This window comes from Streptomyces sp. BK340 (assembly GCF_007827595.1).
Taxonomy (GTDB): Bacteria; Actinomycetota; Actinomycetes; order Streptomycetales; family Streptomycetaceae; genus Streptomyces.
In genome coordinates this window covers 26,554-52,114 of record NZ_VISR01000031.1, presented here as the reverse complement: position 1 = coordinate 52,114, position 25,561 = coordinate 26,554, and the positions used below count along the sequence as shown (strand labels likewise).

Below are 25,561 nucleotides of genomic sequence, written 5' to 3'. Positions count from 1 at the left end.
TCGTCGCTATGCGGGGATGCTAGTACGAGTATCGTCATGCGCACTAGGTTGCGAACAACGCAACTTGTAAGATCTTTGTTCACATCTCATTACTTGCAAGTGCGTTGTTTACTGCGCGTATAGTTCCGCTATGAGCAACTACAGTCCGGATAGCGAAACGACCGCTTCACCGTCCGGCGGCGTCCAGTCCGTCGACCGGGCCATCAGCGTCCTGGAGATCCTCGCCCAGCGCGGCGAGGCGGGCGTCAGCGAAGTGGCCGCCGAGATCGATGTTCACAAGTCGACCGCGTTCCGTCTGCTCGGCGCCCTGGAGGCGCGCGGTCTCGTCGAGCAGGCGGGCGAGCGCGGCAAGTACCGGCTCGGCTTCGGCATCGTACGCCTGGCGGGTGCCGTGACGGGACGCATCGACATCACCCAGCAGAGCCGCCAGGTGTGCGAGCGTCTGGCCGAGGAGATCGGCGAGACGGTCAACATCGCGGTGATGCAGGAGCACTACGCGATCAACCTCTACCAGGTGCGCGGTCAGTCCGCCGTCACCGCGCACAACTGGGTCGGCCAGCTGACTCCCCTGCACGCCACCTCCAGCGGCAAGATCATGCTGGCCCATCTGCCCGCCCAGGAGCGCGCCGAGCTGGTCACGGAGGCCGGCCTGAAGAAGCTGACCCCGCACACGATCTCCTCGAAGACGAAGCTGGAGAAGAATCTCGCCGAGGCCCGGGAGCGCGGTTACGCCTGGACGCTGGAGGAGCTGGAGATCGGGCTGCACGCCATGGCCGCGCCGATCCGGGACCGGGAAGGCCAGGTCATCGGCTCGATCAGCGCTTCCGGGCCGTCGTACCGGTTCACCGAGGAGCGTATGCACGAGCTGGCTCCGGTGCTGGTGAAGGGCGCGGAGGAGATCAGCCATCGCATGGGGTACCTGGGCTGAGCACGTACAGTACGACCGCCGTACGGCCCGCGTCCGCCCCCCGCGCGGGCCACGGGCACCCTCCGCCTCACTCCGGCTGCCGGGTACCGAGCCGCTCGTGCACCCAGTCGTGGAAGGCACCGATGTGGTGCTCACTGGGCACCAGCACGCCGCCCTTGGCGTACAGCCGTGAGCCCATGCCCGGCTGGGTGCGCTCGCAGGCGTCGAAGTCCTGGCGATTGACCCGGTCGAAGAGTTCCACGGACCGGCCGACATCCTTGCCGCTCTCGACCACGTGCGGGAGATAGAGCCAGTCGCACTCGACGACGGTGCGGTCGACGGCGACCGGATACATCCGATGGAAGATCACGTGGTCGGGCACCAGGTTGATGAACACCTGCGGCTTGACGGTGATCGCGTAGTACCGGCGGTCCTGGTCCTCGGAGACTGAGGGGATGCGGTCCAGCCCCTCGGTGCCGTCGACGGTGAAGCCCTGGACGGCCTCGCCGAACTCGGCGCCGTGGCCGACGTAGTACTGGGCGGCGTAGCCGTCGGCGAACTCGGGCAGCACCTCGGTCAGTTCGGGATGGATCGTGGCGCAGTGGTAGCACTCCATGAAGTTCTCGATGATGAGCTTCCAGTTCGCCTTGACGTCGTAGACGATCCGCCTGCCCACCGCGAGGTTGTCGATGTCGTAGCGCTCGATCGACTCGACGTCGCCCAGCCGCTCGACCACGGCCCCCATCACGTCCTCCTCGAAGGAGGGCGGGTCCTCGGCGAGGCACACCCAGACGTAGCCGAGCCATTCCCGCACGGCCACACTCACCAGGCCGTACTCGGTGCGGCCGACGTCGGGCATCTTCGTGAGGTTGGGCGCCGCGACCAGCTTGCCGTCCAGGCCGTAGGTCCAGGCGTGGTACGGGCACTGGAAGGCCCGCTTGACCTCGCCGGAATCCTCGGTGCAGAGCTTGGCTCCGCGGTGCCGGCAGACATTGAAGTAGGCGCGGATCGAGTGGTCCCGGGCCCGGGTGACGAGGATGCTCTCACGGCCCACGTCGACAGTGCGGAAGGCACCGGGCTTCGGCAGGTCCGCGGCGCGGGCGACGCAGAACCACATCGTCTCGAAGATGCGTTCCTGCTCCTGGGCGAAGACCCCCGGGTCCGTGTAGGCGGAGCCGGGAAGGGTGGCGATGAGGCTGTCCGGCAGGTTTGTCGAGGTCAACGCTGCACTCCTCGGGAAGCGTCGTGGAAGGTTCGGTCACGTGCCGGGCAACGCAGCACGAGAGGGCGCCGGCGCGGTGTCAGGATGCGGTGGCGGTGAACTGCTTGCGCCAGCGGGTGAACAGCCGCGGCTGGTTCATCCCGAGCGCGGCGACCGGCCGGCCGGCCCGCCGGTAGACGGCGAGGAAGCTGCGATCGTCGGTGGAGCCCTCCTCGACCGTCACGCTGTCGGCCCCGGCGGCATGGCCGACGAACTGGATCTTCACGCCGTACTGGTCGGACCAGAAGTACGGCGGCCGCGGCACACCCGGTTCCGTGGCACCGTGCGCGAGCAGCGTGGCCACGGCGGCGGCGGGCCGTTCCAGCGCACCGGTCCAGTGCTCGACCCTGCGGTGGATTCCGGTGCGCGGGTCGTACCAGTTGGCGCAGTCGCCCACGGCGACCACCCCGGCGACACTGGTACGCCCGTCGGCGCCGCACTTCACTCCGTTGTCCAGCGCGACGCCGGACCCCTCGAGCCAGTCGACGCAGGGGCGCGCGCCGACCCCGACGACGACCGTGTCGGCGGGAACGGAGCGACCGTCCTCCAGCAGTACGGCATCCACCCTGCGCTCCCCGCTCAGCCCCTTCACCCCGACCCCGCACAGCAGCCGTACGCCGTGGTCGGCGTGGAGGGCCGAGACGACCCCGCCCATCACCTCGCCGAGCGGTGCGGCCAGCGGCGTCGGCGCCGCCTCGATCACGGTCACGTCCAGGCCGAGGGCGTACGCCGTGGAGGCCACCTCGGCGCCGATGAACCCGCCGCCGATCACCACCAGCCGTCCGCCGCGGGCGAGGTCGTCGCGCAGGGCGCGGGCGTCGTCGACGGTGCGCAGTACATGGACCCCGGCGAGTCCGTCGGTGCCGGGCAGGGTGCGGGCGGCGGCTCCGGTCGCGACGACCACGCCGTCGGCGCGGATCTCCCGGCCGTCGGCGAGCCGGACAGCCCGCTCGGTGCGGTCGAGACCGGTGGCGCGGACCCCGAGCACCCACTCCGCCCCGAGTTCCTCGTCGTCCCGCTCCAGCGCCAGGTCCCCCTCGCCGATGGCACCGGCCAGGAACTCCTTGGACAGCGGCGGCCTGTCGTACGGGCGGTGGGGCTCGTCCCCGATGACGACGAGCCGGCCGTCGTACCCGCGCTCCCGCAGTGCGCGCGCGGCCGACAGACCGGCCAGCGACGCCCCCACCACGGCGACGGTCCTCACGCGGGGCCGCCGGCGAGGCGGGCGGCGATGCACGGCGGCAGGTTGGGCGCGTCCGTCGACAGCCGGACGTAGACCATCCCGTCCTCGACCACGACCTCGTGGGTGCGGACCGGGAGCTTGGCCGGGGGTGCGTCCACGGCTCCGGTCCTGAGGTCGAACTTGGAGGCGTGCAGGGGGCATTCCACCTCGCAGCCCTCCAGCCAGCCGTCGGCGAGCGAGGCGTCCTGGTGGGTGCAGGTGTCGTCGATGGCGAAGAGCTCGCCGTCGTCGGTGTGGAACACCGACACGGGCGGGTCGATGTCGAGCCGTTGGGCCTCGCCTCGCGGCAGATCCGCGAGACGGCACGCGGGAATCATCATGACACCTCGGTGCGTATAACGAAACGGATTGCGATTGACGCAACACCAGTCTGAGGGCCGTTCTGAAGCGTTGTCAAGGCGTCCACAGGCCGGGTTGTGCGCGGTCGGGCGACGGTCTTCGGGGCATGCCGAAGCGACCTCGAAAGCGCAGGTGAACAAGGGGGACACGGCCTCGTCCGGTGCGACGACGGCCCTGACCCGGTGCCGTCCACGAGGTCCGTCACCGGGTCAGGGCCGCTTCCGCGCCGACGCGGTCAGAAGCCGCGGTCGATCCACTCCTGGAGATGCGGCGCCTCGGCACCGACCGTGGTGGTCTCCCCGTGGCCGGTGTGCACGACGGTGCCCTCCGGCAGACCGAGGAGCCGGTCCCCGATCGAGCTGATGATGGTGGGGAAGTCGCTGTAGGACCGTCCCGTCGCCCCCGGCCCGCCGGCGAACAGGGTGTCGCCGCTGAAGAGCGCGCAGAGCCCCGGGGCGTACAGACAGACGGCTCCCGGGGCATGGCCCGGGGTGTGCAGCACGGTCAGCTCGGTGTCCGCGACCGGGAGCCGCTGCCCGTCGGTCAGTTCGCCGTCGGGCAGCCGGTCGGGATGGGTCTGTTTCCAGAGCGGCAGATCGTCGGCGTGCAGCAGGATCGGGGCGCCGGTCCGGTCGGCGAGTTCGGGCGCGGCGTCGATGTGGTCGTCGTGGGCATGGGTGCACACGATCGCCCGCAGGGTGCGTCCGCCGAGTGCCCGGACGATCGCGTCGGCGTCATGGGCGGCGTCGATGACGAGTGCCTCGTCGTCGTCCCCCACGATCCAGACGTTGTTGTCGACGTCCCAGGTGCCGCCGTCCAGCGAGAACGTCCCCGAGGTGACGAGGTGTTCGATGCGGGCGCCGGTCGTCACAGGACCACCACCGAGCGCAGGACGTCGCCGTGGTGCATGCGCTCGAAGGCCTTCTCGACCTCGTCGAGGGCGATGATCTCGGTGACGAAGGCGTCCAGGTCGAGGCGGCCCTGCAGATAGAGGTCGATGAGCATCGGGAAGTCGCGGGAGGGCAGGCAGTCCCCGTACCACGACGACTTCAGCGCCCCGCCCCGGCCGAAGACGTCCAGCAGCGGCAGCTCCAGCTTCATCTCCGGGGTCGGCACACCGACCAGCACCACGGTCCCGGCGAGATCGCGGGCGTAGAAGGCCTGCCGGTAGGTCTCCGGACGCCCCACCGCCTCGATGACGACGTCGGCGCCGAAGCCCCCGGTCAGCTCGCGCACCGCGTCGACCGCGTCGGTCTGCCTGGAGTTGACGGTGTGGGTCGCGCCCAGCTTCGCGGCCGTGGCCAGCTTGCGGTCGTCGATGTCCACGGCGATGACCTTCGCCGCGCCCGCGAGCTTCGCCCCGACGATCGCCGCGTCCCCCACGCCGCCGCAGCCGATGACCGCCACGGTGTCGCCGCGACCGACGTTGCCGGTGTTGATGGCGGCACCGATGCCCGCCATCACCCCGCAGCCCAGCAGTCCGGCGGCGGCCGCCGACGCGGCCCGGTCCACTTTGGTGCACTGCCCGGCCGCCACGAGGGTCTTCTCGGCGAAGGCACCGATCCCCAGCGCGGGCGACAGCTCCGTGCCGTCCGTCAGGGTCATCCTCTGCTTCGCGTTGTGCGTGCTGAAGCAGTACCAGGGCCGCCCGCGCAGACAGGCCCGGCAAGTGCCGCACACCGCACGCCAGTTCAGGATCACGAAGTCACCGGGTGCCACGTCGGTGACCCCCTCGCCGACGGCCTCGACCACTCCCGCCGCCTCGTGCCCCAGCAGGAACGGGAACTCGTCGCTGATGCCGCCCTCGCGGTAGTGCAGATCGGTGTGGCAGACGCCGCAGGCCTCGATCTTGACCACTGCCTCACCCGGGCCGGGGTCGGGCACGACGATCGTTTCCAGACTGACAGGGGCGCCCTTGCTCCGCGCGACGACCGCTCGGACCTGCTGAGACATGGCCACTCCTCGACTGACAGAGGGACGAGACGTTGCCTAATGCGGTACGCATCTCGTGTTTCGCAACACAGCATCGCGGAGGCCGAAGCAGCGGTCAAGAATCCGTCGGGCGGAGGAATCGCGTGGCCGCGCGGCCGACCGTCACGACAGGTCTTTCCCGCGGCTCCTGCAGCCCCAGGTCCAGAGCCAGACACGAGTACTTCCACGAACTCTCGATGTCGTACGCGGCCGCCACCCCGCCACTCGGGCCGGCTTCCGCCTCCTCGGTCATGCCATCGAGGCGGATGCGCTCGGGAAGCTTGCCGAACCGCGCGTGCCGTGCAGCGGCGGCGGGGTCCGCCGAGGACGACCGACGCCTCGTCTGCCTCGAACCGACCGACCGGGGCGAGGCCACGGCCCGAGCCGTCTCCCAGGTGGTGACGCGGTTCCTGCGTGCCCGGGTCCTCACCCCCCTCGGGCGCGACGGGCTGAGCCGGCTCGCCCGTGCCATGAGCGCGCTGCGCGACGCCGACGACGCTCCCGGGAAGTGACAGCGGCACGCCGGCCCGTTGTGTGACGGCCGTCGCCGCATCGCACAGACGCGTGTTTCATGCAGTGGGGCGCGCGGATCGTGCAGGAATTCACGCGGATGTCATTCGCATACTCGGTGACTCAAGAGACCGATTCGACCGGATGACACGCGGAGGCAGAGTTCCATGCGGACGTTCGTCTACACATCTCACCCCTCGCGGGTGGTCTTCGGTGCCGGCACGGTCGGCAGCCTCGCCGACGAGGTCGGGCGGCTCGGCTGCTCGCGGGTGCTGCTGCTGTCGAGCGGGCCCCTCGCGGCCGCCTCGGCACGGGTTCGCCAGGCGCTCGGCGGCCTCCTGGCGGCGGAGTTCGACGGCGCGGCCATGCACACCCCGGTGGAGGTGACCGAACAGGCCCTCGACCTGCTGAAGGAGTCGGCCGTGGACGGCATCGTCGCCGTCGGGGGCGGTTCGACGACGGGTCTGTCGAAGGCCCTGGCCCTGCGCACGGGACTGCCGCAGGTGATCCTGCCGACGACGTACGCCGGCTCCGAGGTGACGCCCGTCCTCGGCGAGACCCGGGACGGACGCAAGGTCACCCGGTCCTCTCCGGAGATCCTGCCCGAGACCGTCGTCTACGACGTCGACTTCACCCTCACCCTGCCGCTGTCCCTGACGGTCACGAGCGGCGTCAACGCGCTCGCCCACGCCGTCGAGGCCCTGTACTCCGTTGAGGCGAACCCGGTCACCGACCAGCAGGCCCTCGACGCGATCTCGCGCATCGCCCGGGCGCTGCCCCGCCTCGCCGCCGACCCGTCCGACCTGGAGGCGCGCGCCGACCTGCTGCGCGCCGCCTGGCTCGCGGGGACCTGCCTCGCCACGGTGGGTATGGGCCTGCACCACAAGCTGTGCCACACCCTGGGCGGCAGCTTCGATCTGCCGCACGCCGAGACGCACACCGTCGTACTGCCGCACGCCATGGCCTACAACGCGCCCGCGGTGCCCGACGTGATGCGCCGCATCGCCGCCGCACTGGGTGTGCCCGACGCCCCCAGCGGTGTGTACGACCTGGTCGCCGCCCTGGGCGGCCCCACCTCGCTGCGTGACCTCGGCATGCCGGAGGCGGGCCTGGCCCACGCGGCCGAGCTGGCCACTTCGACGCCGTACCCGAACCCGCGCGAGCTGACCACCGAGGGCATCGCCGACCTGCTGGCCGGTGCCTGGCACGGGCGCCGCCCCGAGGGTCCCGCCACCACCGAGGCCAAGCTGTCCCGGCTCACCGGACAGGTCGTGGCCAGCTTCGCGCAGGCGCCCGACCCGCGCGTCCGCACCCTGCTGAGCGACCTGGTCCGGCAGCTGCACACCTTCCTCGCCGCCAACGACGTCACCGAGGCGGAATGGCAGTACGCCATCGACTTCCTCACCCGCACCGGCGAGAGCTGCAGCCTGACCCGCCAGGAGTTCGTACTGCTGTCGGACACGCTCGGTGTCTCCAGTGCCGTGGATCTGCTCACCAACTCCCGTACTCCCCTGACCACTCCGTCCGCCGTGCTCGGTCCCTTCTACGTGGAGGGACCGCCCGACACCCCGCACGGCGGCGACATCTCCGGAGGGCTGCCCGGCACCCCGCTCTGGGTGGACGTGCGGGTCACGGACACCGACGGCGAACCGGTCGGGGACGCGGTCGTGGACGTGTGGCAGTCCAACGAGGACGGCTTCTACGACGTCCAGCTCCCGGACCTGGAGGGTCCGGTCCTGCGTGGCAGGCTGCGCACCGACGCCGAGGGACGGATCACGTTCTGGTCGATCCTGCCCTCGGAGTACCCGATCCCGGAGGACGGGCCGGTGGGGCAGATGCTCGCGGCGGTCGGGCGCCATCCCTTCCGGGCGCCGCACCTCCACTTCATGTTCGACGCGCCGGGCCACCGCCGGCTCGTCACCCAGCTGTTCGTGTCAGGCGGCGCCTACCTGGACAGCGACACGGTCTTCGGCGTGAAGGACGAGCTCGTCGTCGACTTCGCGCCGCAGGCCGGCCCCACTCCCGACGGCCGCCGGGTCGACGGCGAGTGGCGCCGGCTCTCATACACCTTCCGCCTCGCCCCCCTGGCCGGATGACCGAGGAGCGCCCACCCATGACCACCACCGATGCACACGACACGTACGACACCGACGTCCTCGTCGTCGGCAGCGGCCCCGCCGGGGGTTCCGCCGCCCTGCTGCTGGCCACCTACGGCATCCGCACCCTGCTGGTGACGAAGTACGGCTGGCTGGCCAACACGCCCCGGGCCCACATCACCAACCAGCGCACCATGGAGGTCCTGCGCGACCTCGGAGTGGAGTCCGAGGCGCTGTCCGTCGGCAGCCCGTCCCACCTCATGGGCGACACGGTGCTGTGCACCGCGCTGACCGGACAGGAGATCGGCCGTATCCGCAGCTGGGGCACGGGGCCGGCGAAGTACGGCGAGTACGCGGCGAAGAGCCCCTGCGAGATGATCGACCTGCCGCAGACCTACCTGGAGCCCATCCTGGTGAACAACGCGGCGGCCCGCGGTGCCAAGGTGCGCTTCGACACCGAGTTCCTGAGCTTCACCCAGGACGGGAACGGCGTCACCGCGCTGCTGCGCGACCGCGTCCGCGGCGACGAGTTCACCGTACGGGCCCGCTACCTGATCGGCGCGGACGGCGGGCGCAGCGCGGTCGCGGAACAGCTCGGCCTCCCCTTCGACGGCCGCATGGCCAAGGCCGGCAGCATGAACATCGTCTTCAAGGCCGACCTCTCCCGGTACTGCGCCCACCGGCCGAGCGTCCTGTACTGGGTGCTGCGGCCCGGCGCCGAGACCGGCGGCATCGGCATGGGCCTGGTGCGCATGGTCCGCCCGTGGAACGAGTGGCTGCTGGTGTGGGGGTACGACATCGAGCAGCCGCCGCCGCAGGTGGACGAGGAGGCGGCCCGGCAGATCGTGCGCGACCTCATCGGCGACCCCGGACTGGCGGTGGAGATCACGTCGACCTCGCTGTGGACCGTCAACCACAGCCACGCCTCGGAGTATTCGTCCGGGAGGGTCTTCTGCGCGGGCGACGCGGTGCACCGTCACCCGCCGTCCAACGGACTCGGCTCCAACACCTCCGTACAGGACTCCTACAACCTGGCCTGGAAGCTCGCCATGGTGATCCGTGGCGAGGCCGGCCCCGAACTGCTCGACAGCTACTCCGCCGAACGGGCCCCGGTCGGGCGGCAGATCGTCGAGCGGGCCAACCTCAGCCGGGACCAGTTCGGCCCGATCTTCGACGTGCTCGGCATCGGCGGCGGCAGTGACGAGGCGGCCATCGCCGACGGGCTCGCGGCGCTGGACGCGCCGACCCCCGAGGGTGCCAAGAAGCGGCGCCGGCTCGAAGAGGCGATCCAGCTCAAGAACTACGAGTTCAACGCGCACGGCGTCGAGATGAACCAGCGCTACGTCTCCGCCGCGGTGCTTCCCGACGACTCCCCTGCCGAAGTCTGGGAACAGGACCGGGAGTTGGTGGCCGAACCGACCACACGGCCCGGCGCGAAACTGCCGCACGCATGGCTCGTCGACGCCCAGGGCGAGCGTCTCTCCACGCTGGACGTCGTCGGCGACGGCACCTTCACCGTGCTGACCGGCCTGTCGGGCGGTGTCTGGGACGTGGCGGCGACGGCGTGCCGGGCAGAACTCGGCGTACCGCTGCGGGTGGTGCGCATCGGGGACGACGACTCCCGTGACGCGTACGGCGAGTGGAGCCGGGTCAGCGAGATAGCCGAGGACGGCGTGCTGCTGGTGCGCCCGGACGGCCATGTCGCCTGGCGCCGCGCCACCGCCCCCGAAAGCGCGCAGTCGGCCCAGAACGAGCTGCTCGGCGCACTGCGCCGGGTGCTGGCCCGGTAGGAGAGAAGCAGGATGGACAAGGTGATGGCCACGGCCGGGCAGGCCCTGGCGGACGTGACGGACGGACGGTCGTTCGCCGTCGGCGGCTTCGGGCTGAGCGGCGTCCCCGAGGTCCTCATCGGTGCCCTGTACGAGAGCGGCGCGAGCGGTCTGACGGTCGTGTCGAACAACTGCGGCGTGGACGGCCGCGGCCTCGGCATCCTGCTGGCCGCGGGCCGCATCGCCCGGGTGACCGGCTCGTACATCGGCGAGAACAAGGAGTTCGCCCGTCAGTACCTCGCGGGCGAGCTTGAGGTCGAACTGACACCGCAGGGCACGCTCGCCGAGCGGCTGCGGGCGGGTGGCTCGGGGATCCCGGCCTTCTACACCACGGCCGGCGTCGGCACTCAGGTCGCCGAGGGCGGACTGCCCTGGCGCTACGCCACGGACGGTTCGGTCGCCGTGGCCTCGCCGCCCAGGGAAGTGCGGGCCTTCGGCGGCGTGGACCACATCCTTGAGCACGCCATCACCACGGACTACGCGCTGGTCAGGGCGGCGCGCGGGGACCGCCACGGCAACCTCGTCTTCCGCCGCGCGGCGCGCAATTTCAATCCGCTGGCGGCCATGGCCGGGCGCGTCACCGTCGCGGAGGTGGAGGAGCTGGTCGAGCCGGGCGTTCTCGGCCCCGACGAAATCCATCTGCCGGGCGTGTTCGTGCAGCGTGTCGTGGCGCTGACCCCCGCGCAGGCGGCCGACAAGGGAATCGAGAAGAGGACGGTGCGCGAGCGATGAGCTGGAGCAGGGACGAGATGGCGGCGCGCGCCGCGAGCGAACTGAGGGACGGCGACTACGTCAACCTGGGCATCGGGCTGCCCACCCTGGTGGCCGACTTCCTGCCGGCGGGCGTGGACGTCGTCCTGCACTCGGAGAACGGGCTGCTCGGTGTGGGGCCGTACCCGTCGCCCGACGAGGTCGACGCCGACCTCATCAACGCGGGCAAGGAGACCGTGACCGTACGGCCGGGAGCGTCCTTCTTCGACTCCTCGCTGTCCTTCGGCATGATCCGCGGCGGCCACATCGACACCGCCGTTCTGGGCGCGCTCCAGGTCTCGGTCCGCGGCGACCTCGCCAACTGGGCCGTCCCCGGAAAGATGATCAAGGGGATGGGCGGTGCGATGGACCTCGTCCACGGCGCCGGCCGGGTCGTCGTGCTCATGGAGCACCTGACGAAGGGCGGCGACTCGAAGATCGTCCGGGAGTGCACGCTGCCGCTGACGGGCCGCGGCTGCGTGGACCGGATCATCACCGACCTGTGCGTCCTCGACGTGACCCCCCACGGGCTCGAACTCGTCGAAACCGCGCCGGGCGTGACCGCCGGTCAGGTCGCTGCCCACACGCCCCTGACGAGCCCTCGTGAGAAGCCTGCTGGGAGCAACCGATGATCGAGCAACCGCGTGACGTGTACGTCGTGGACGCCGTCCGTACCCCCTTCGGCCGCTACGGCGGCGCGTTGGCGGGAGTACGCCCGGACGACCTGGCCGCCGGCGTGCTGCGCGCGCTGGTCGACCGCAGCCCCGGCCTGGACCCCGCGCGCATCGACGACGTGCTGCTCGGCAACGCCAACGGCGCGGGCGAGGAGAACCGCGACGTGGCCCGCATGGCCGTCCTGCTCGCCGGGCTCCCGGTCACCGTGCCCGGCGCCACGGTCAACCGGCTGTGCGGATCCGGTATGGAGGCGGTGATCCAGGCGGCCCGCGCCATCGCGCTCGGCGACGCCTCCATCGCGGTGGCGGGCGGTGTGGAGTCCATGAGCCGTGCGCCCTGGGTGCTGCCGAAGCCGGAGCGGGCGTTCCCGGCGAAGGACCAGCAGCTGCACTCGACGACGCTCGGCTGGCGGATGGTGAACCCGCGGATGCCCGCGGAGTGGACCATCCCGCTCGGCGAGAGCGCGGAGCTGGTGGGTGCCAAGCACGCCGTCACCCGCGCGGCACAGGACGCGTTCGCCCTGGACAGCCACCGCAACGCCGCCCGTGCCTGGCGCGAGGGCCGGTACGCGGGAGAGGTGGTCCCCGTCGAGGGGGTGGACCTGAGCCGTGACGAGGGGATCCGGGACGACACCTCCCTGGAGGCCCTCGCCCGGCTGAGGCCGGCCTTCACCGCGGACGGCACGATCACGGCAGGCAACGCCTCACCGCTCAACGACGGGGCGGCCGCGCTGCTGCTCGCCGACGAGGACGGACTCGCCGCGATCGGGCGCGAGCCCCTGGCCCGGGTGCGGGCGGCGGCGGTGACGGGCATCGACCCGCAGTACTTCGGACTCGGCCCGGTCGACGCCATCCGCAAGGTGCTGGCCAAGGCCGCCGTCGCCCCCGGTGATCTGCACACGATCGAGCTGAACGAGGCCTACGCGGCACAGGCGCTGGCCTGCCTGGCCGCGCTGCCGGAACTCGACCCCGCGGTGGTCAACCCGCGCGGCGGCGCCATCGCCATCGGCCACCCGCTGGGCGCGTCCGGCGCGCGCATCACCGGAGCGGTCGCGCACCAGCTGTCCGCCGCGGGCACCGGCACGGGACTGGCGGCGCTGTGCATCGGAGTGGGCCAGGGTCTGGCCCTGGTGCTGGAGCGCTGAGGGGAGGCTGCGGCAGGCTGTGCGGGACCTCTTCAGCCGGAGCGGCGCAGCGCGGCCGGGGTGGTGCCCAGCCGGGCGCGCATCACCCGGGTGAGATGCTCCTGGTGGGAGAAGCCGCAGGTGGCAGCCACCTCCACGATCGGGGCTGAGCCGGTGCGCAGCATCCGGCACGCGGCTTCCAGCCGCAGCTTGAGGAGGAACTGGTGGGGCGAGTGCCCGGTACTCGCCCGGAACCTCCGTGTGAACTGGCTCGGGCTCAGCGAGGCCGAGGCGGCGAGGTCCGCGATCGGCAGCGGTTCGTCGAGGCGCTGCTCCATGAGTTCGCGGACGGTGGCGAGCTGCCGGTCGGACAGCCCGGACCGGTCGGGCGGGGGCGCGGCCGCGCGGGCCCCGTGGCGGCGCGCGAGCTGGGCGGCGAGCATCCCGGTCAGGTGATCGGTGTACGTGCGGGCCGACGGCTCCCAGGAGCGGACCGCGCCCTCCAGCGCGAGGACGAGCTGTTCGGCCAGTGGATCACTGGCCCCGAACTCCTCGGACAGCTCCACGGGCCGCCCGCCGTTCGCGTCGCGCAGGGCGTCGTCCGTGAGGTAGGTGTGGATCGTCTCCAGCCGACCGCCGAGCTCTACGGCGAGGGCTCGGCCGGCCGGCTGCAGAAAGAGTCCGCCGGCCGGGATCGTCCGTGCCCGTCCGTCCGGCCCCTGCCCCCGCCGTACCGTGACGGGACCGCTGAGGTGCAGGATCAGCAGGTGGGTCGGGGCCGGATCGAAGGCCGCGCGGTAGGGCTGCTCCTCCTGCGCGGAGAGGTACAGCTGGTCCCATCCGAGCCCGGAGCTGGTGTGCCGTGTCTGCACGCCGGCCTGCCGCAGCATGCCGACCGTGTCCGCCAGGCCGAGTTCCGTCATGATCAGACCTCCTCACGACACCCCATGTGATTGAAGGGTAAACCAAGCGGCGGACCGGCGGCCGGCGTTGCCGTTCGAGCGGCAGACCGGCAGAGCACGTCTCCTCAGAAGGCGGAGTTGGCGAACCAGTGGGCCAGCAACTGCTCGTCACCCTCGTGGGCAAGGGCCTTCGCGTCGTAGGACAGCCGGCCGTAGACGAGCAGGAGCAAGTCGGCCGCGGTTCCCCGGACGGTCGCGTCGGCGGCGGCCGTGGCCGGGTGCGCCGCATCGAGTCCGAAACCGTCGGGCCGCAGACGGACGACCCAGCCCTCGTCCCCGTCGGTCGCGCGGAAGCGGACGGTCCTGTCGGGGGCGCGCAGCTCGGCCACCTTGGGGGCGAAGAAGCCGGCGAAGGGCAGATTGACGAGGAACTCGTCGATCCCGTCGACCGCGACCGAGCGCTCGATCGCGGGCCGGAGGCCGAGTGCGAGCTCGGCGTCGGCTCGGTGCAGCAGGGTCTCGAAGAGCATCCGGCGCGCCCAGAACCGGGCGTGCTGGTCGGCGCCCCAAGCCCACATCGGCTGGTTCGGGTCGGTGGCGGCGAAGGCGTCCGCGGCCACGCTCGCGCTCTCGGCCAGCCAGTCGGCGTACCCGTCCTCCTGCTCCGGGAGCCGAAGGTCCACGTCACGCGAGCGCGGGGGTTCCTGGATGCGCGCCCGCAACAGGACAGAGAACCAGCGCTGAACGCTGCCGGTGTGCTTGACCAGGTCGGCCAGCGTCCAGCCGGGGCAGCTCGGCACCCCTGCGGCCAGGTCGGCGTCCCTGACCGCCGCGACGAACCGGGCGGTCTCCGCCGCGACCGCCGTACGGTGATCGACCGGGGTGAAACCGGACGCGTGCGGGGTGTGGTCAGACGTCTTCATGGTGATTTGCCTTTCGGTGAAGCACGGTCACACGAGCTCGGCGTCGGCTTCCGCCTCTTCGACCCCTGCCGCCCCGGAGTCCGCGGCCTTCTTCGACACCGGCGTACGAGGCGCATGGCTCGGCTTGATGCCGAGGAGGGACACGGCGACGACCAGGCCGAAGGCCACGCCGGCGATCACGAAGCTCGTCGTGAACTGGCTCTCCTGGGGCAGAGCGGGCGCTCCGGCCGGGAGCGGGATGGTCTTCGACGCCAGCAGCGAGGTGATCACCGCGCTGGCGACGGCGCTGCCGACCGAGCGGGAGATGGAGTTGATGCCGTTGGCGATGCCGGACTGGTGAGCGGGGACGCTGGCCACGATGAGCGCCGGCATGGCGGCGTAGCCGAAGCTGATCGCGAGACCGATGACCATGCCCGCGCCGATCACCGAAGCGGTCGTGTCGTGCGCGACGCTCAGCCACGTGAAGCCGAGCACTCCGAAGCAGGCCCCGGCGGCCAGGGTGAAGCGCGCTCCGAGCCGGCGCACCAGTACGCCGCCGAACTGGGCGCCCGCGAGCGAAACGAGTGTGGTCGGAAGCAGGTACACCACGGACGCCTCGAGCACGGAAGCGCCGAAGCCGTAGCCCGCGATCCTCTCCGGCACCTGGACGAGGTAGGAGACGCCGATGAACTGGGCGAACATCGCGAACCCCAGCAACAGCCCGGCCAGGTTGGTGAAGAGGACGGGCCGGTGGGTGAACATCTTCATGTCCACCATCGGCTCCCCGACCCGGCTCTCGGTGACGACCCACACCACCGCCATGACGACCGCCGCGGCGAAGGAGCCGAGCGTGCGGCCGGACGTCCATCCCCACTCGTGCCCCTGCGAGATGGGCAGAAGCAGCAGCACCAGCAGCATCGCCAGGGTGAGCGCGCCCAGCCAGTCCGTCCGGCCTCCGGTCGTCGCCCGGGAGGCGGGCACCGTGAACAGCACTCCGGCCAGCGCCACCGTCGCGAGCACCACCGCGAGCCAGAAGACCCGGTGGTAGTCGGGGTCGGAGCCACGGGTGAGGAGCCCCGCACCGACCAGCGCGAGTCCGCTGCCGAACGCGAGCGTGCCGCTGACCAGGGCCATGGCACCGTGCAGCTTCTCCGGCTTGATCTCCTCACGCAGGATGGAGAGCGCCAGCGGGAAGATCGCGGTCGCCGCTCCCTGCATCACCCGGCCGACGATGAGCCACGTCAGCGAGGTGGTGGTGGCGGCGAGCACCGAGCCCGCGATCATCACGAGCAGAACGCCGACGAGGGTGTGCTTCTTGCCGTGCTGGTCGCCGAAGCGGCCGAGCAGCGGGGTGAAGACCGCGGCGGACAGGAGCGTGGCGGTGGTCACCCAGCTGACGTTCGCCGTGGTGGCGTGCAGGTCGCCCTGGATGATGCCCAGAATCGGCACGACCAGGGTCTGCATCATCGAGACGACCATCGCGGAAAGACCGAGCACCAGGACGACCGCAGTGTCCGCCGAGCGGCGTCCTGCCGCCGTGTGCTGTTCGTGAGACACGGAATCTCTTCCCTTGTCGAGACTTCGACGAACTAGTTGAGAACATCGAAGCTTGAGAACTTCAAGTAATGGGCGAGACCGTAGCCGTCAATATTTGAGATCGTCAAGTTTCCGGGGGTAAGGTGCGCAGCATGACGGCACTCCCCCGCGTCACCCCCGCCCGGCTCATGGAGCTGCTCTCCGTGTCGCTGGCCGCCTACTACGGCGATTTCACGGTCGCCGCCGCGAGCGAGAACCTCACGGCCAGCCAGGGCAAGACGCTCAACGTGCTGCGCCGTGGGGCCGCCTCGATGAGCATGCTCGCCACCACGCTGACCTGCGACGCCTCCAACATGACCGGGATCATCGACCGGCTGGAGAAGCGCGGCCTGGTGCGCCGCGAGCCCAGCCCCTCCGATCGGCGCGTCAAGAACGTCCTCCTCACCGCGGAGGGCGAGCAGGTGATCGACGTGATCCGCGGGAAGATGCACAACACGCTGGCCGGCCTGGACAGACTCAGCGAGCAGGAGCAGGACACCCTGTACGCGCTGCTGGAGCGCGCCTTCACCGGGCAGGCCGCGGCCGCCTGACCGGCGGCTCACCGCGGACGGTGAGCCGCCGAGTACCGCCGGGGGCGGGCCGTACGCCCGATCCGCACCGCGCGTCCGGACGTACGGCTTTCCACCCCTCAGATACCGTCCGGCTTGCCCGGACCGGGGACCTTACGGAAACGGAACGGCTCCGGGTCGCGTCCGGGCTGGATGAACCAGCACTCCCCGGTGCCGTCCCCGGTGACGATCCGCAGCACCGTGTCCGCCACGACCTGAGCCGGGATGACCGGGAGCCCCTGCTCGGAGAGCATGTCGCGCAGCGGATCGATGATCCGCGACTCGGCGAAGCCGGGGCAGACGGCGTTGAAGCGCACGTTCTGTGGTGCCAGAGCCGGCCCCAGCGAGCGGGCAAGTCCTACGACCGCGTGCTTGTTGGCCGCGTACAGGGGATCGAGCGGGACGGCCGCCAGGCCCGCCAGGGACGCCGTCGCCACGATCGCCCCTCCACCACGGGCCCGCAGCGCCGGCAGCACCGCATGGGTGCCGAAGACGACGCCGTCGAGGTTGGCCCCCATCGCGCGACGGTAGCGCGCCAGGTCGAAGTCGTCGCCGAGGCCGCATCCGGTCGCCACCCCGGCGTTGAGCAACGCGATGTCGATTCCGCCGTACTGCTCCTGGGCGAAGGCCACCAGCGCACGGTTGGCGTCGGGGTCGGAGACGTCACAGGCGTGGAAACGGCCGCCGATCGCCTCGGCCACCTCGCGGCCGCCTTCTGCGTCGAGGTCCGCGACGACCACACGCGCCCCCGCCTCGGCCAGCGCCAGTGCCGTGGCCCGGCCCAGTCCACTGGCCCCGCCGGTGACCACGGCCACCTTGCCCTGAAGCGCGGCGCCGTCCGTCCGTCCCGGCCGTGCGACGGCGTCGCTCTCGACGGCGGTCATGCCAGCTCCAGGACGAGCTTGCCGACGTTCTCCCCGCGGAAGAGCATCCCCAGCGTCTCGGGGAAGTCGTCCACGCTTCCGGTCACCACGTGTTCCTTGACCTTGATGCGGCCGGCTCCGATCCAGGCGGAGATGTCCTGCGCGGCCTGCGCGTAGCGCTTGGCGTAGTCGAAGACGACGAAGCCCTCCATGCGGGCGCGGCGCACCAGCAACGAGAGGTAGTTGGAGGGGCCCTTGACCGGTGTGGCGTTGTTGTACTGGCTGATCGCACCGCAGACCACGACGCGTGCGTGCATCGCCAGCCGCGTCAGGGCGGCGTCGAGGATGTCCCCTCCGACATTGTCGAAGTAGACGTCGATGCCGTCGGGGGCCTCCCGGCGCAGCGCCTTCCTGACGTCCTCGGCGCGGTAGTCGATCGCCGCGTCGAATCCCAGTTCGTCGGTGAGCATGGCGCACTTCTGAGGCCCTCCGGCGATGCCCACGACCCGGCAGCCCTTGGCCTTCGCGATCTGACCGGCGATGGTGCCGACCGCACCGGCCGCGCCCGACACCACGACGGTCTCTCCGTCCTTCAGCGCCCCGACGTCCAGCAGGCCGAAGTAGGCGGTCATGCCGGGCATGCCCAGCGCGCCGAGATAGGTCGAGGGCGGGGCGAGCGAGGTGTCGATCTTCATGGCCCCCCGGCCGTCGGAGACCACGTACTCCTGGACGCCGAACGTGCCGACCACGTGGTCGCCCGGCTGGAAGTCGGGGTGATTGGACGCGGTGACCTCGATGACCGACCCGGCTCGCATCACCTCGCCGATACCCACCGGCGGCAGGTAGGAGGGACGGTCGTCCAGCCAGCCCCGCATCGCCGGGTCCAGGGAGATGACGCGCGTCCGGCCCGCGAACCGGCCCGGACCGGGCTCCTCGACGAGTCCCGAACAGTGCTCCCAGTCATCGGATTTGACCTCACCCACGGGGCGGGCTGCCAGACGGATCTGGCGGTTGGTCGCAGACATCGCGCCTCCTGTCGTTCACGGCTTCGCCGCAGGGTACCGACCAGTAGGTATGTCCGGGCGTGTGACGTTCGACACGCACCGGTCGCGAGGCGGGAAGACGAGCCGGGCGGGTCGCCGTACGCCCGACCCCGAAACGTGACCCGCGGTGACCTTATGGGCATCCCAACCAGTCGGTATCGTGCGCCGCCAAAGCCACCCCCTCCCCGTCCACCTCCACGGATCCGAGCCGTAGCGGAAGGCCATGCGATGACGTTCGCCGAAGAGAACCGGTACCCGCCGACAGAAACGGGGTGGCCGCCCCGCACCGTGCCCCAGGGGTACGGACCCGACGCCCCTCGGTACGAGTCGCACGGGCAGCCCGCCTGGGACGCGCCGTACGGGCAACCCGCCTGGGACGCACCGTACGGACAAGCCTCTTGGGGCGCGCCGTACGGACAAGCCTCTTGGGGCGAGCCTCACGCGCACGAGACCCATGGGCGCGGTGCCGACCTCGCGGCCCTGCGCTCGGCCTACCGCCTGCTCCGCCGGATCTCCACGCTCACGGCGCTGGGCTCCTTCGTGGTGTACGTCGTGCTGTCCTGTTACGCCCCCGGCCTGATGGGGGCCAAGATCGCCGGAGAGCTGAGCCTGGGGATGGCCCTGGGGGTCCTCCAGCTCGTCGTCACCTTCGCGGCGGTCTCCTGGTACGGCCGCAGCGCACGACGCTCGGTCGATCCCCTGGCCCGCGCCGTCAGAGAGCGGGCGGTCGCGACCGGCCGGAACACGGGGACGGCGAGATGAACGACTTCAGCAGCGGGACGCAGGCCACGGTCCTGATCCTGTTCACCACGTTGGTCACCGTCACGCTGCTGATGTGCGTGATGGCGGGACCGGACCGCGACGACCTGACGAACTTCTACACCGGCTACCGCTCGCTCACCCCGTTCAAGAACGGCCTGGCGATCGCGGGCGACTACATCTCCGCGGCAACGGTGCTGAGCACCACGGGCATCATCGCGCTCGCCGGATACGACGGGTACGTCCTCGCGGTCAGCACGGCCCTGTCCCTGGTCCTGCTGATGTTCCTGCTGGCCGAACCCCTCCGCAACGCCGGCAGGTTCACCATGGGCGACGTCCTGGCACGCAACATGCCCGGGCGGGCCGTGCGGATCGCCGCGTGCGTGGTGACACTTTCGGCGACCCTGCCCTTCCTGGTCGTCCAGCTGTCCGGGGCCGGGTCGCTGCTCACCTTCATCCTGAACATCCCGCACGTGGCGGGCGCCAGAACGGTGTGCATCGTCATCGTCGGCAGCCTGATGATCCTCTACGCGGCGCTCGGCGGCATGAGGGGCACCGCGCTCATCCAGATGATCAAGATCGTGCTCCTGCTCGGCACCAGCGTCGTCGTCGCCGCCCTGGTGCTGCACCGCTTCGACTGGAGCCCCGGAGACGTCCTCAGGGCGGCCCAGCACGGCAGCGGCGCGGGCCCGGCCTTCCTCCAGCAGGGCCTTCAGCTCGGCACCTCGCCGCTGGACCGGCTGGACTTCGTCGGTCTCCAGATCACCGTGGTCCTCGGTGTGGCCTGCCTGCCCCACATCACGATGCGCCTGTACTCCGCGCAGGACGTGCCGGCCGTACGTCGCTCCATGTCGTGGGCGGTCAGCACGGTCACCACCTTCTGCCTGCTCGTGATCATCATGGGTACGGGTGCGGCAGCGCTGGTGGGATCGCGGTACATCACCGCGGCCGACCCGCAGGGCAGGACGTCGGTGCTCATGCTGTCGCAGATGCTCGGCGGGGCCGCGGACTCCGCGGGCTCGACGATTCTCTACTCGGCCGTGGCGGGCATGGTGTTCATCACCCTGCTGTCGTCGGTCGCGGGGATGACCCTGGCCGCGGCCTCGTCGCTCGCCCACGACCTCTTCGCCCACGCGGCGCGACGGGGACAGGCCGAGCCGCGTACGGAGATGACGGTGGCGGCGTGGACGAGCGTGGCCGTGGGGACCCTTGCCATCGCGCTCGCCACCCTCGTCCAGAACTGGAACGTCGGGGTGCTGACCACCCTGGCCATCTGCATCGGGGCATCGGCGGTGGCTCCCGCGCTCACCTACTCCCTGTTCTGGCGCGGATTCACCCGCACCGGCCTGCTCGCCACCCTCTACGGCGGCGCGTCCTGCGCGGTGCTGCTCATGGCACTCTCCAAGGCCGTTTCGGGAACTCCGGCCGCCGTCTTCCCCGACGCCCACTTCGACCTGTTCCCCATGCAGTCCACCGGACTGGTCTCCGTGCCGTTCGGCTACCTGGCGGGGTGGCTGGGCAGCCGCTGGGACCACCGGCGCCGCCCCGCCGTCAGCGGCGAGAACCAGCGGCTGTACGAGGAGAGTGAGGCCCGGCTGCTCGCCGCAGCCGAATGACCACCCCGCGGGGGCGGGCTGCACGAACGGTCTCGGTGCCGGCGCTGCAGCCCGCCCGGCGCGTCTCGCGCGCACCGTCTTGACAGCCCGTCACTTCGCCTGGAGGCTACCGACCAGTCGGTACGAAGAGGTGGGCCGTGACTGAGCTGAGCATCTCCACGGATGCGGGCGTGTTCGACGCGATCGTGGCGGGTCCGCCCGAGGGCCGCCCGGTGCTGCTGTTGCACGGCTTCCCGCAGACGGGGCTGGCGTGGCAACGGCAGATCGCGGCGCTGGCCGCGCACGGCTACCGGGTGGTGGCGCCCGACCAGCGGGGCTACTCCCCCGGCGTCCGCCCCCTGCGGCCCGAGGACTATCGCATCGGCCGTCTCGTCGACGACGTGGCCGCGATCACCGAAGAACTGGGCTGGCCGACGTTCGACCTGGTCGGCCACGACTGGGGAGGCGCGGTGGCCTGGTGGACCGCTCACTCCCACCCCGGCCGCGTACGCACCCTGACCGTGGTCTCGACCCCGCACCCCGCCGCTCTCGCCACCGCTCTGCGCACCGACCAGGATCAGCGCGAACGCTCGCACTACATGATCGACTGGCGCGAGACACCCGCGACCGAGGAGCGCATGCTCGCCCACGATGCCAGGCAGCTTCGTGAGGTCTACGCCGGAAAGGTCCCGCAGGACAGCGCCGAGGCCTACGTACGGCACCTGTCCCGGCCGGGCGCTCTCACCGCGGCGCTGAACTGGTACCGGGCCGGCCGTCCCGACGGCAGCATCGGCGCCGTCGACGTCCCCACCCTGTACGTCTGGAGCACCGGGGACCGCGCGTTCGGCCGGGCGGCCGCGCACGAGACCGGGCAGTGGGTCAACGGGCCGTACCGGTTCGAGATCCTCCGGGACGTCAGCCACTGGGTCCCCGAGGAGGCACCCGGGACGCTGAACCGACTGCTGCTCGAACACCTGCGAACGCACGGTGAGTTCGGAACCGCAGCGAGTACCCCGCTCGCCGACTCCCCGGAGAGGTGACCGCATGAAGACGGCACGTGCGGCCTGGCGCCGCCTCGAACCCGTGCACGGCATGATCTATTTCGTCCCCGAGGCCGGGCGACGGTACGCGGACCTGGGACTGAGCCGACGCGCCGGGTACTTCGCCTCCCGCAGCGCCGCCTTCGGCCGGGCATCCGCCGAGCTGGTCATCGCGACCTTCTACAACTTCAACCCCGCTTTCGTGCGGCAGGCGGTCGACGGGGCCTGGGACAGGACGACACCGCAGCAGGTGCTGGACGCGCGGTACGCCGCCGCGGGTGAAGCATTGCGACGGGCGGGAGTCCACGAACTGCCCGACCTGCACGAGGTCGTGGCGCTGACCCGCCGGGCCGCCGAGGCAGCCCGCGAACACATGCAGGGCCGCCCGCTGTTCGCCGCGCATGCCGCACTGCCCTGGCCCGAGGAGCCGGTACTGCAGCTGTGGCACGCCCAGACGCTGCTCCGGGAATTCCGTGGCGACGGCCATGTCGCGTGCCTGCTCACCGAGGGCATCGGGGGCTTGGAGGCCCTGATCCTGCACGCAGCCACCGGTGAGGTGCCCGTCGGCCTCCTCAAGGCGAGCCGCGCCTGGCCCGAGGAGGAGTGGGCCGGCACCCGGGACCACCTGCGCGAGCGGGGCCTCCTCGACGGCGACGCCCTGAGCCCGGAAGGCGCACTCCTGCGCCGGCACGTCGAGGACCGCACCGACCGCCTGGCCCTTCCCGCCTACGCCGCCCTGGGTGAGGCCGGCTGTGCACGTCTCGCCGAACTCGCGAGCCCCTTCGGCCGCGCCGTCGTCGACGCGGGCCTCCTCACCATGCCGGTCGCTTCGACGCGGCCGGCGTTGTGAGCGAATCCCTAGAGGCCGATCACGTGCGCCGTACCGGACCCGGGCAGCGGCCACACTGGCCTCATGGCTACTGTCAACGGACTGCCCGTGTCCGTCGAGCAGATGACGACGCTCGCCCTGACGAACTACGGGCACTTCACCACCATGCGGCTGGACGACGGAGGAGTCCGCGGACTCTCGCTGCACCTCGCCCGGCTCGTGCAGGACTGCGCCGCGGTCTTCGGGGCACGTCTCGATCCTGAGCGGGTCCTGTCCTGTGTGCGGCAGGAGGTCGGCCGCCGGGCCGGCCCGTTGATCGTGCGCGTCACCGTCTTCGACCCGGCCCTGGACCTGGCGCGCCCGGCCGAGAAGGCCGACCCCCACATTCTCGTGACCACACGCCCGGCCGGTGCGCTCTCCCCGCCTCCGCTCAGGGTCCGGTCCCTCGCCTTCCACCGTGACGCGGCCGCCGTGAAGCACGTCGCGCTCTTCGGCCAGCTCAGGATGCGGCGTGCGGCACAGCTCGCCGGGTTCGACGACGTCCTGTTCACCGACTCCGACGGCCGCATCTCGGAAGGCTGCACCTGGAACATCGGCTTCGTGGACGAGGCCGGACAGGTCGTCTGGCCGGACGCCGAGATCCTGCCGGGCGTCACCATGCGCCTGCTTCGAACGGCCCATGCGGGGAGCACCACACGCACCGTACGGATCGCTGAACTGCGCTCCATGCGGGCCGCCTTCGCCACGAGCGCCGCCGTCGGAGTGCGTGCGATCCACGGCGTCGACGACACGAGGTTCCCGGACGACGACGCCGTGCTGGCAACTCTCCGGGAAGCCTACGCCGCTCTCCCGACGGAACATCTGTGACGGTCCCTACGACTTTCACTAACCGGACGTCCCTAGGGTCGGGAGGACCAGCACGGCCCTGACGTCGTCAGGGCCCTCCGGTCACGGAAGGGGCATCGGGATCATGACTCCGGCAGGGGACCTCGGCGTTCGTGGTCTGCTCTCCTGGGTGAGCGAGCTCCATTCGCTCGGCACCGCATTGCGCCCCGGGCCGGTTCCCGGGACGGACGGATACCGGCATGACGGAGGCACCGGTCCGGAGCGTCCCGCGGGCGCGCGTCCCGACCGGTCGGCCTGGGCGCCTGCACTGATCCGCGCCTGGGCGCGCATCGACGGGTGATCGAGCGCATTCTTCCCGCGCGCGTGATGAGCGCCGAGGCCGCCGGGGACCGACCGGGGGCTTGTCTTGCACCCACGCGAGGCTCTCGCGGTCCGGCATGCCGTGGTGAGCCGCCGCAGAGAGTTCGCCACGGCCCGCTGGTGCGCACGGCACGCGCTGTCGGAACTCGGCGTCCCGCCCGGCCCTGTGCTGCGTGGCCCGCACGGTGCGCCGCAGTGGCCGGACGGCGTCGTGGGAAGCATCACCCACTGTGCGGGATACCGGGCCGCGGTCGTTGCACACGCCACGCGGTTTCGCCTCCTCGGCGTCGACGCGGAGCCCCATGCCGCGCTGCCCCCAGGGATTCTGGAGACCATCGCCCTTCCCGGCGAGCGGTCCTGGGTCCGCGATCTGCGGGCGGGCTCGCCGGGCGTTCACCGGGACCGTCTCCTGTTCTGCATCAAGGAGACCGTCCACAGGTCCTGGTATCCGGCCACGGCCCGGCGGCTGGGATTCGAGGACGCGAGGATCTCCGTGGACCCGGTCGCGGGTACGTTCTCCGCCCGGATCCTGGTGTCCACACGCCTGTGGTGCCAGGGGCGCCCGATCAGCCGGCTCTCCGGCAGATGGCTGGTCGGCGAGGGGCTCGTACCGGCGGCTCTCGCAACCCCCTGCGACCCTTGATCCGCTCCGGGCGCCCGTCGGCCCTGCGCCGGCTGCCGCGTGACCCCACGGCCCCGGTGGCCGGGCGGGCCGACCGTCGCCGCACCGACGACGGCGAACGGCCGGCCGAGACGGGCTCGGTGTGCGAACGGGCCGTCAGCCGGGCTCGCCCGCGTCCACCGGCTTCACTTGACGAAGTCCTGCGCCACCTTGGGCGGCCAGGTTCCCACCTTGAGCACGCCCATCGAGTAGGCACGGGAGACGAGCGCGGCCCGGTTGGGGACGCGGAGCTTCCGGAAGAGACAGGTCACGTGGTACTCGACGCCCTGTCGGCTCAGGTACAGGCGCGCCGCCAGGGGAACGGTGGAGACTCCGGCGGCTATGCCTTCGAGGATGCGGGCGTCGACCTCGCTGAGGATCTTCTTGCGGGGAGTGGCCATCGTCGGCTCCGCGGTGTCGCCGAACCCGGTCATCATCAGCCAGATGGCCGAGATGTCCGGCGTTCCGCCGCGCACGGCGAACGCCGTCAGGAAGACCCGGAACGGCGCGCCGTCCGGACCCACCGCGATGACCTCCGTGGCGAACCGGTCACGCCGGCCGTCGGTGAGCCCGGCGAACTGCCTCAGCAAGGGCTCCTGGACGCTGGGGTGCACGAGGTCGACGAAGGACTGGCCCACGAGTTGCGGGGCCGAGCCGCCGAACCGGTGGAAGAACTCATGGTTCGCCTGCTGGAGGGCGAGGTTCCGGTCGAGGCAGGCCGTCGTGAGGCCCGGCTGGTGGAACAGGGGGTGTGTCTGTGCCGGTCCGGCGGGCTCCGCCTGGAGATCGGGGGTGCCGGAGTGAGCGAGGTCCGCCGGAATGGGAGCGGAGGTTGCCAAGGAATTACTTCCCTTCATGGCGTGGGGGGTGGCTGGAAATGCGTCGCCGAGCGGCGTGATGCGATCCGTGCGCC

General features: G+C 71.2%; 25 protein-coding genes and 1 pseudogene. 14 read left to right on the top strand and 12 right to left on the bottom strand.

All coding sequences use genetic code 11. The features are described 5' to 3' along the window. Positions 1-130: 130 nt before the first annotated feature. Positions 131-928: an IclR family transcriptional regulator gene (locus FB157_RS38625; protein WP_145885399.1), complete on the top strand. Its 798-nt coding sequence runs from the start codon at positions 131-133 to the stop codon at positions 926-928. Between the two features lie 67 nt (positions 929-995). On the opposite strand, the gene FB157_RS38620 is transcribed toward FB157_RS38625, so the two are convergent. From FB157_RS38620 to FB157_RS48935, 6 genes and pseudogenes are all read right to left on the bottom strand, one after another. After that, a complete protein-coding gene (locus tag FB157_RS38620; protein WP_145885398.1) occupies positions 996-2,129 on the bottom strand; it encodes an aromatic ring-hydroxylating dioxygenase subunit alpha in 1,134 nt (377 codons plus the stop codon). A 79-nt stretch (positions 2,130-2,208) separates the two neighbouring features. Further along, positions 2,209-3,372 carry an NAD(P)/FAD-dependent oxidoreductase gene (locus FB157_RS38615; protein WP_145885397.1) on the bottom strand — a complete coding sequence of 388 codons (1,164 nt, stop codon included), beginning with the start codon at positions 3,370-3,372 and terminating at the stop codon, positions 2,209-2,211. After that, positions 3,369-3,731 carry a bifunctional 3-phenylpropionate/cinnamic acid dioxygenase ferredoxin subunit gene (locus FB157_RS38610; protein WP_145885396.1) on the bottom strand — a complete coding sequence of 121 codons (363 nt, stop codon included), beginning with the start codon at positions 3,729-3,731 and terminating at the stop codon, positions 3,369-3,371. The genes FB157_RS38615 and FB157_RS38610 overlap by 4 nt, the downstream gene beginning before the upstream one ends. A gap of 254 nt (positions 3,732-3,985) precedes the next feature. Further along, positions 3,986-4,621: an MBL fold metallo-hydrolase gene (locus FB157_RS38605; RefSeq protein WP_145885395.1), complete on the bottom strand. Its 636-nt coding sequence runs from the start codon at positions 4,619-4,621 to the stop codon at positions 3,986-3,988. Further along, positions 4,618-5,703, bottom strand: coding sequence for an S-(hydroxymethyl)mycothiol dehydrogenase (locus FB157_RS38600; RefSeq protein ID WP_145885394.1), 1,086 nt, complete (start codon positions 5,701-5,703; stop codon positions 4,618-4,620). The genes FB157_RS38605 and FB157_RS38600 overlap by 4 nt, the downstream gene beginning before the upstream one ends. A gap of 169 nt (positions 5,704-5,872) precedes the next feature. Next, positions 5,873-6,097 (bottom strand): annotated as a pseudogene (locus FB157_RS48935) (hypothetical protein); the annotation flags it as partial. On the opposite strand from FB157_RS48935, the gene FB157_RS47725 reads away from it, so the two are divergent. From FB157_RS47725 to FB157_RS38570, 6 genes are all read left to right on the top strand, one after another. Next, positions 6,003-6,233: a hypothetical protein gene (locus FB157_RS47725; protein ID WP_186581882.1), complete on the top strand. Its 231-nt coding sequence runs from the start codon at positions 6,003-6,005 to the stop codon at positions 6,231-6,233. The pseudogene FB157_RS48935 and the gene FB157_RS47725 overlap by 95 nt on opposite strands. A gap of 165 nt (positions 6,234-6,398) precedes the next feature. Then, positions 6,399-8,327 carry a maleylacetate reductase and hydroxyquinol 1,2-dioxygenase domain-containing protein gene (locus FB157_RS38590; protein ID WP_145885393.1) on the top strand — a complete coding sequence of 643 codons (1,929 nt, stop codon included), beginning with the start codon at positions 6,399-6,401 and terminating at the stop codon, positions 8,325-8,327. A gap of 17 nt (positions 8,328-8,344) precedes the next feature. Next, positions 8,345-10,117 carry an FAD-dependent monooxygenase gene (locus FB157_RS38585; RefSeq protein ID WP_145885392.1) on the top strand — a complete coding sequence of 591 codons (1,773 nt, stop codon included), beginning with the start codon at positions 8,345-8,347 and terminating at the stop codon, positions 10,115-10,117. A 12-nt stretch (positions 10,118-10,129) separates the two neighbouring features. Next, positions 10,130-10,888: a CoA transferase subunit A gene (locus FB157_RS38580; RefSeq protein WP_145885391.1), complete on the top strand. Its 759-nt coding sequence runs from the start codon at positions 10,130-10,132 to the stop codon at positions 10,886-10,888. Next, positions 10,885-11,538, top strand: coding sequence for a CoA transferase subunit B (locus tag FB157_RS38575; protein WP_145885390.1), 654 nt, complete (start codon positions 10,885-10,887; stop codon positions 11,536-11,538). Before FB157_RS38580 ends, FB157_RS38575 begins: the two co-directional genes overlap by 4 nt. Further along, positions 11,535-12,725, top strand: coding sequence for an acetyl-CoA C-acyltransferase (locus FB157_RS38570; RefSeq protein ID WP_145885389.1), 1,191 nt, complete (start codon positions 11,535-11,537; stop codon positions 12,723-12,725). The genes FB157_RS38575 and FB157_RS38570 overlap by 4 nt, the downstream gene beginning before the upstream one ends. 32 nt (positions 12,726-12,757) lie before the next feature. Here the strand turns inward: FB157_RS38570 and FB157_RS38565 are convergent, their stop codons facing one another. The 3 genes from FB157_RS38565 to FB157_RS38555 form a co-directional block, all read right to left on the bottom strand. Then, positions 12,758-13,627 carry a helix-turn-helix domain-containing protein gene (locus FB157_RS38565; protein WP_145885388.1) on the bottom strand — a complete coding sequence of 290 codons (870 nt, stop codon included), beginning with the start codon at positions 13,625-13,627 and terminating at the stop codon, positions 12,758-12,760. A gap of 104 nt (positions 13,628-13,731) precedes the next feature. Further along, on the bottom strand, positions 13,732-14,529 hold the full coding sequence (locus FB157_RS38560; RefSeq protein WP_145885387.1) for a maleylpyruvate isomerase family mycothiol-dependent enzyme: 798 nt from the start codon (positions 14,527-14,529) through the stop codon (positions 13,732-13,734). Positions 14,530-14,556: 27 nt separating this feature from the next. Continuing rightward, positions 14,557-16,065 (bottom strand): MFS transporter, encoded by a 1,509-nt coding sequence (locus FB157_RS38555; RefSeq protein ID WP_261386809.1) that lies wholly within the window; start codon positions 16,063-16,065, stop codon positions 14,557-14,559. 131 nt (positions 16,066-16,196) lie between these two features. On the opposite strand from FB157_RS38555, the gene FB157_RS38550 reads away from it, so the two are divergent. Beyond that, positions 16,197-16,634, top strand: a complete 438-nt coding sequence (locus tag FB157_RS38550; RefSeq protein ID WP_145885386.1) for a MarR family winged helix-turn-helix transcriptional regulator — start codon at positions 16,197-16,199, stop codon at positions 16,632-16,634. A gap of 98 nt (positions 16,635-16,732) precedes the next feature. Here the strand turns inward: FB157_RS38550 and FB157_RS38545 are convergent, their stop codons facing one another. After that, positions 16,733-17,536: an SDR family oxidoreductase gene (locus FB157_RS38545; protein ID WP_145885385.1), complete on the bottom strand. Its 804-nt coding sequence runs from the start codon at positions 17,534-17,536 to the stop codon at positions 16,733-16,735. Beyond that, positions 17,533-18,540, bottom strand: a complete 1,008-nt coding sequence (locus FB157_RS38540; RefSeq protein WP_186581881.1) for an NADP-dependent oxidoreductase — start codon at positions 18,538-18,540, stop codon at positions 17,533-17,535. Before FB157_RS38540 ends, FB157_RS38545 begins: the two co-directional genes overlap by 4 nt. Positions 18,541-18,786: 246 nt before the next feature. On the opposite strand from FB157_RS38540, the gene FB157_RS38535 reads away from it, so the two are divergent. From FB157_RS38535 to FB157_RS38510, 6 genes are all read left to right on the top strand, one after another. Continuing rightward, entirely contained in the window at positions 18,787-19,320 is a 534-nt protein-coding gene (locus tag FB157_RS38535; protein WP_145885384.1) for a DUF485 domain-containing protein, read from the top strand. After that, positions 19,317-20,933, top strand: coding sequence for a cation acetate symporter (locus FB157_RS38530; RefSeq protein ID WP_145885383.1), 1,617 nt, complete (start codon positions 19,317-19,319; stop codon positions 20,931-20,933). Before FB157_RS38535 ends, FB157_RS38530 begins: the two co-directional genes overlap by 4 nt. Before the next feature lie 137 nt (positions 20,934-21,070). Continuing rightward, positions 21,071-21,952: an alpha/beta fold hydrolase gene (locus tag FB157_RS38525; protein ID WP_261386808.1), complete on the top strand. Its 882-nt coding sequence runs from the start codon at positions 21,071-21,073 to the stop codon at positions 21,950-21,952. 4 nt (positions 21,953-21,956) lie between these two features. Further along, entirely contained in the window at positions 21,957-22,802 is an 846-nt protein-coding gene (locus FB157_RS38520; protein WP_145885382.1) for an SCO6745 family protein, read from the top strand. A gap of 63 nt (positions 22,803-22,865) precedes the next feature. Further along, positions 22,866-23,648 carry an aminotransferase class IV gene (locus FB157_RS38515; RefSeq protein WP_145885381.1) on the top strand — a complete coding sequence of 261 codons (783 nt, stop codon included), beginning with the start codon at positions 22,866-22,868 and terminating at the stop codon, positions 23,646-23,648. 424 nt (positions 23,649-24,072) lie between these two features. After that, entirely contained in the window at positions 24,073-24,630 is a 558-nt protein-coding gene (locus FB157_RS38510) for a 4'-phosphopantetheinyl transferase (RefSeq protein WP_222441005.1), read from the top strand. 164 nt (positions 24,631-24,794) lie between these two features. Here FB157_RS38510 and FB157_RS38505 read toward each other — a convergent pair whose 3' ends face one another. Continuing rightward, positions 24,795-25,505 (bottom strand): LuxR C-terminal-related transcriptional regulator, encoded by a 711-nt coding sequence (locus FB157_RS38505; RefSeq protein ID WP_145885380.1) that lies wholly within the window; start codon positions 25,503-25,505, stop codon positions 24,795-24,797. Positions 25,506-25,561: the final 56 nt, after the last annotated feature.

Bases quoted from the DNA above. Each gene is read 5' to 3' on its own strand.
- FB157_RS38535 (WP_145885384.1), top strand. From the start codon at position 18,787: ATGACGTTCGCCGAAGAGAACCGGTACCCGCCGACAGAAACGGGGTGG.
- FB157_RS38625 (WP_145885399.1), top strand. From the start codon at position 131: ATGAGCAACTACAGTCCGGATAGCGAAACGACCGCTTCACCGTCCGGC.
- FB157_RS38545 (WP_145885385.1), bottom strand. From the start codon at position 17,536: ATGACCGCCGTCGAGAGCGACGCCGTCGCACGGCCGGGACGGACGGAC.
- FB157_RS38590 (WP_145885393.1), top strand. From the start codon at position 6,399: ATGCGGACGTTCGTCTACACATCTCACCCCTCGCGGGTGGTCTTCGGT.
- FB157_RS38585 (WP_145885392.1), top strand. From the start codon at position 8,345: ATGACCACCACCGATGCACACGACACGTACGACACCGACGTCCTCGTC.
- FB157_RS38570 (WP_145885389.1), top strand. From the start codon at position 11,535: ATGATCGAGCAACCGCGTGACGTGTACGTCGTGGACGCCGTCCGTACC.
- FB157_RS38550 (WP_145885386.1), top strand. From the start codon at position 16,197: ATGACGGCACTCCCCCGCGTCACCCCCGCCCGGCTCATGGAGCTGCTC.
- FB157_RS38610 (WP_145885396.1), bottom strand. From the start codon at position 3,731: ATGATGATTCCCGCGTGCCGTCTCGCGGATCTGCCGCGAGGCGAGGCC.
- FB157_RS38575 (WP_145885390.1), top strand. From the start codon at position 10,885: ATGAGCTGGAGCAGGGACGAGATGGCGGCGCGCGCCGCGAGCGAACTG.
- FB157_RS38540 (WP_186581881.1), bottom strand. From the start codon at position 18,540: ATGTCTGCGACCAACCGCCAGATCCGTCTGGCAGCCCGCCCCGTGGGT.
- FB157_RS38560 (WP_145885387.1), bottom strand. From the start codon at position 14,529: ATGAAGACGTCTGACCACACCCCGCACGCGTCCGGTTTCACCCCGGTC.
- FB157_RS38515 (WP_145885381.1), top strand. From the start codon at position 22,866: ATGGCTACTGTCAACGGACTGCCCGTGTCCGTCGAGCAGATGACGACG.
- FB157_RS38520 (WP_145885382.1), top strand. From the start codon at position 21,957: ATGAAGACGGCACGTGCGGCCTGGCGCCGCCTCGAACCCGTGCACGGC.
- FB157_RS38505 (WP_145885380.1), bottom strand. From the start codon at position 25,505: ATGAAGGGAAGTAATTCCTTGGCAACCTCCGCTCCCATTCCGGCGGAC.
- FB157_RS38530 (WP_145885383.1), top strand. From the start codon at position 19,317: ATGAACGACTTCAGCAGCGGGACGCAGGCCACGGTCCTGATCCTGTTC.
- FB157_RS38565 (WP_145885388.1), bottom strand. From the start codon at position 13,627: ATGACGGAACTCGGCCTGGCGGACACGGTCGGCATGCTGCGGCAGGCC.
- FB157_RS38580 (WP_145885391.1), top strand. From the start codon at position 10,130: ATGGACAAGGTGATGGCCACGGCCGGGCAGGCCCTGGCGGACGTGACG.
- FB157_RS38600 (WP_145885394.1), bottom strand. From the start codon at position 5,703: ATGTCTCAGCAGGTCCGAGCGGTCGTCGCGCGGAGCAAGGGCGCCCCT.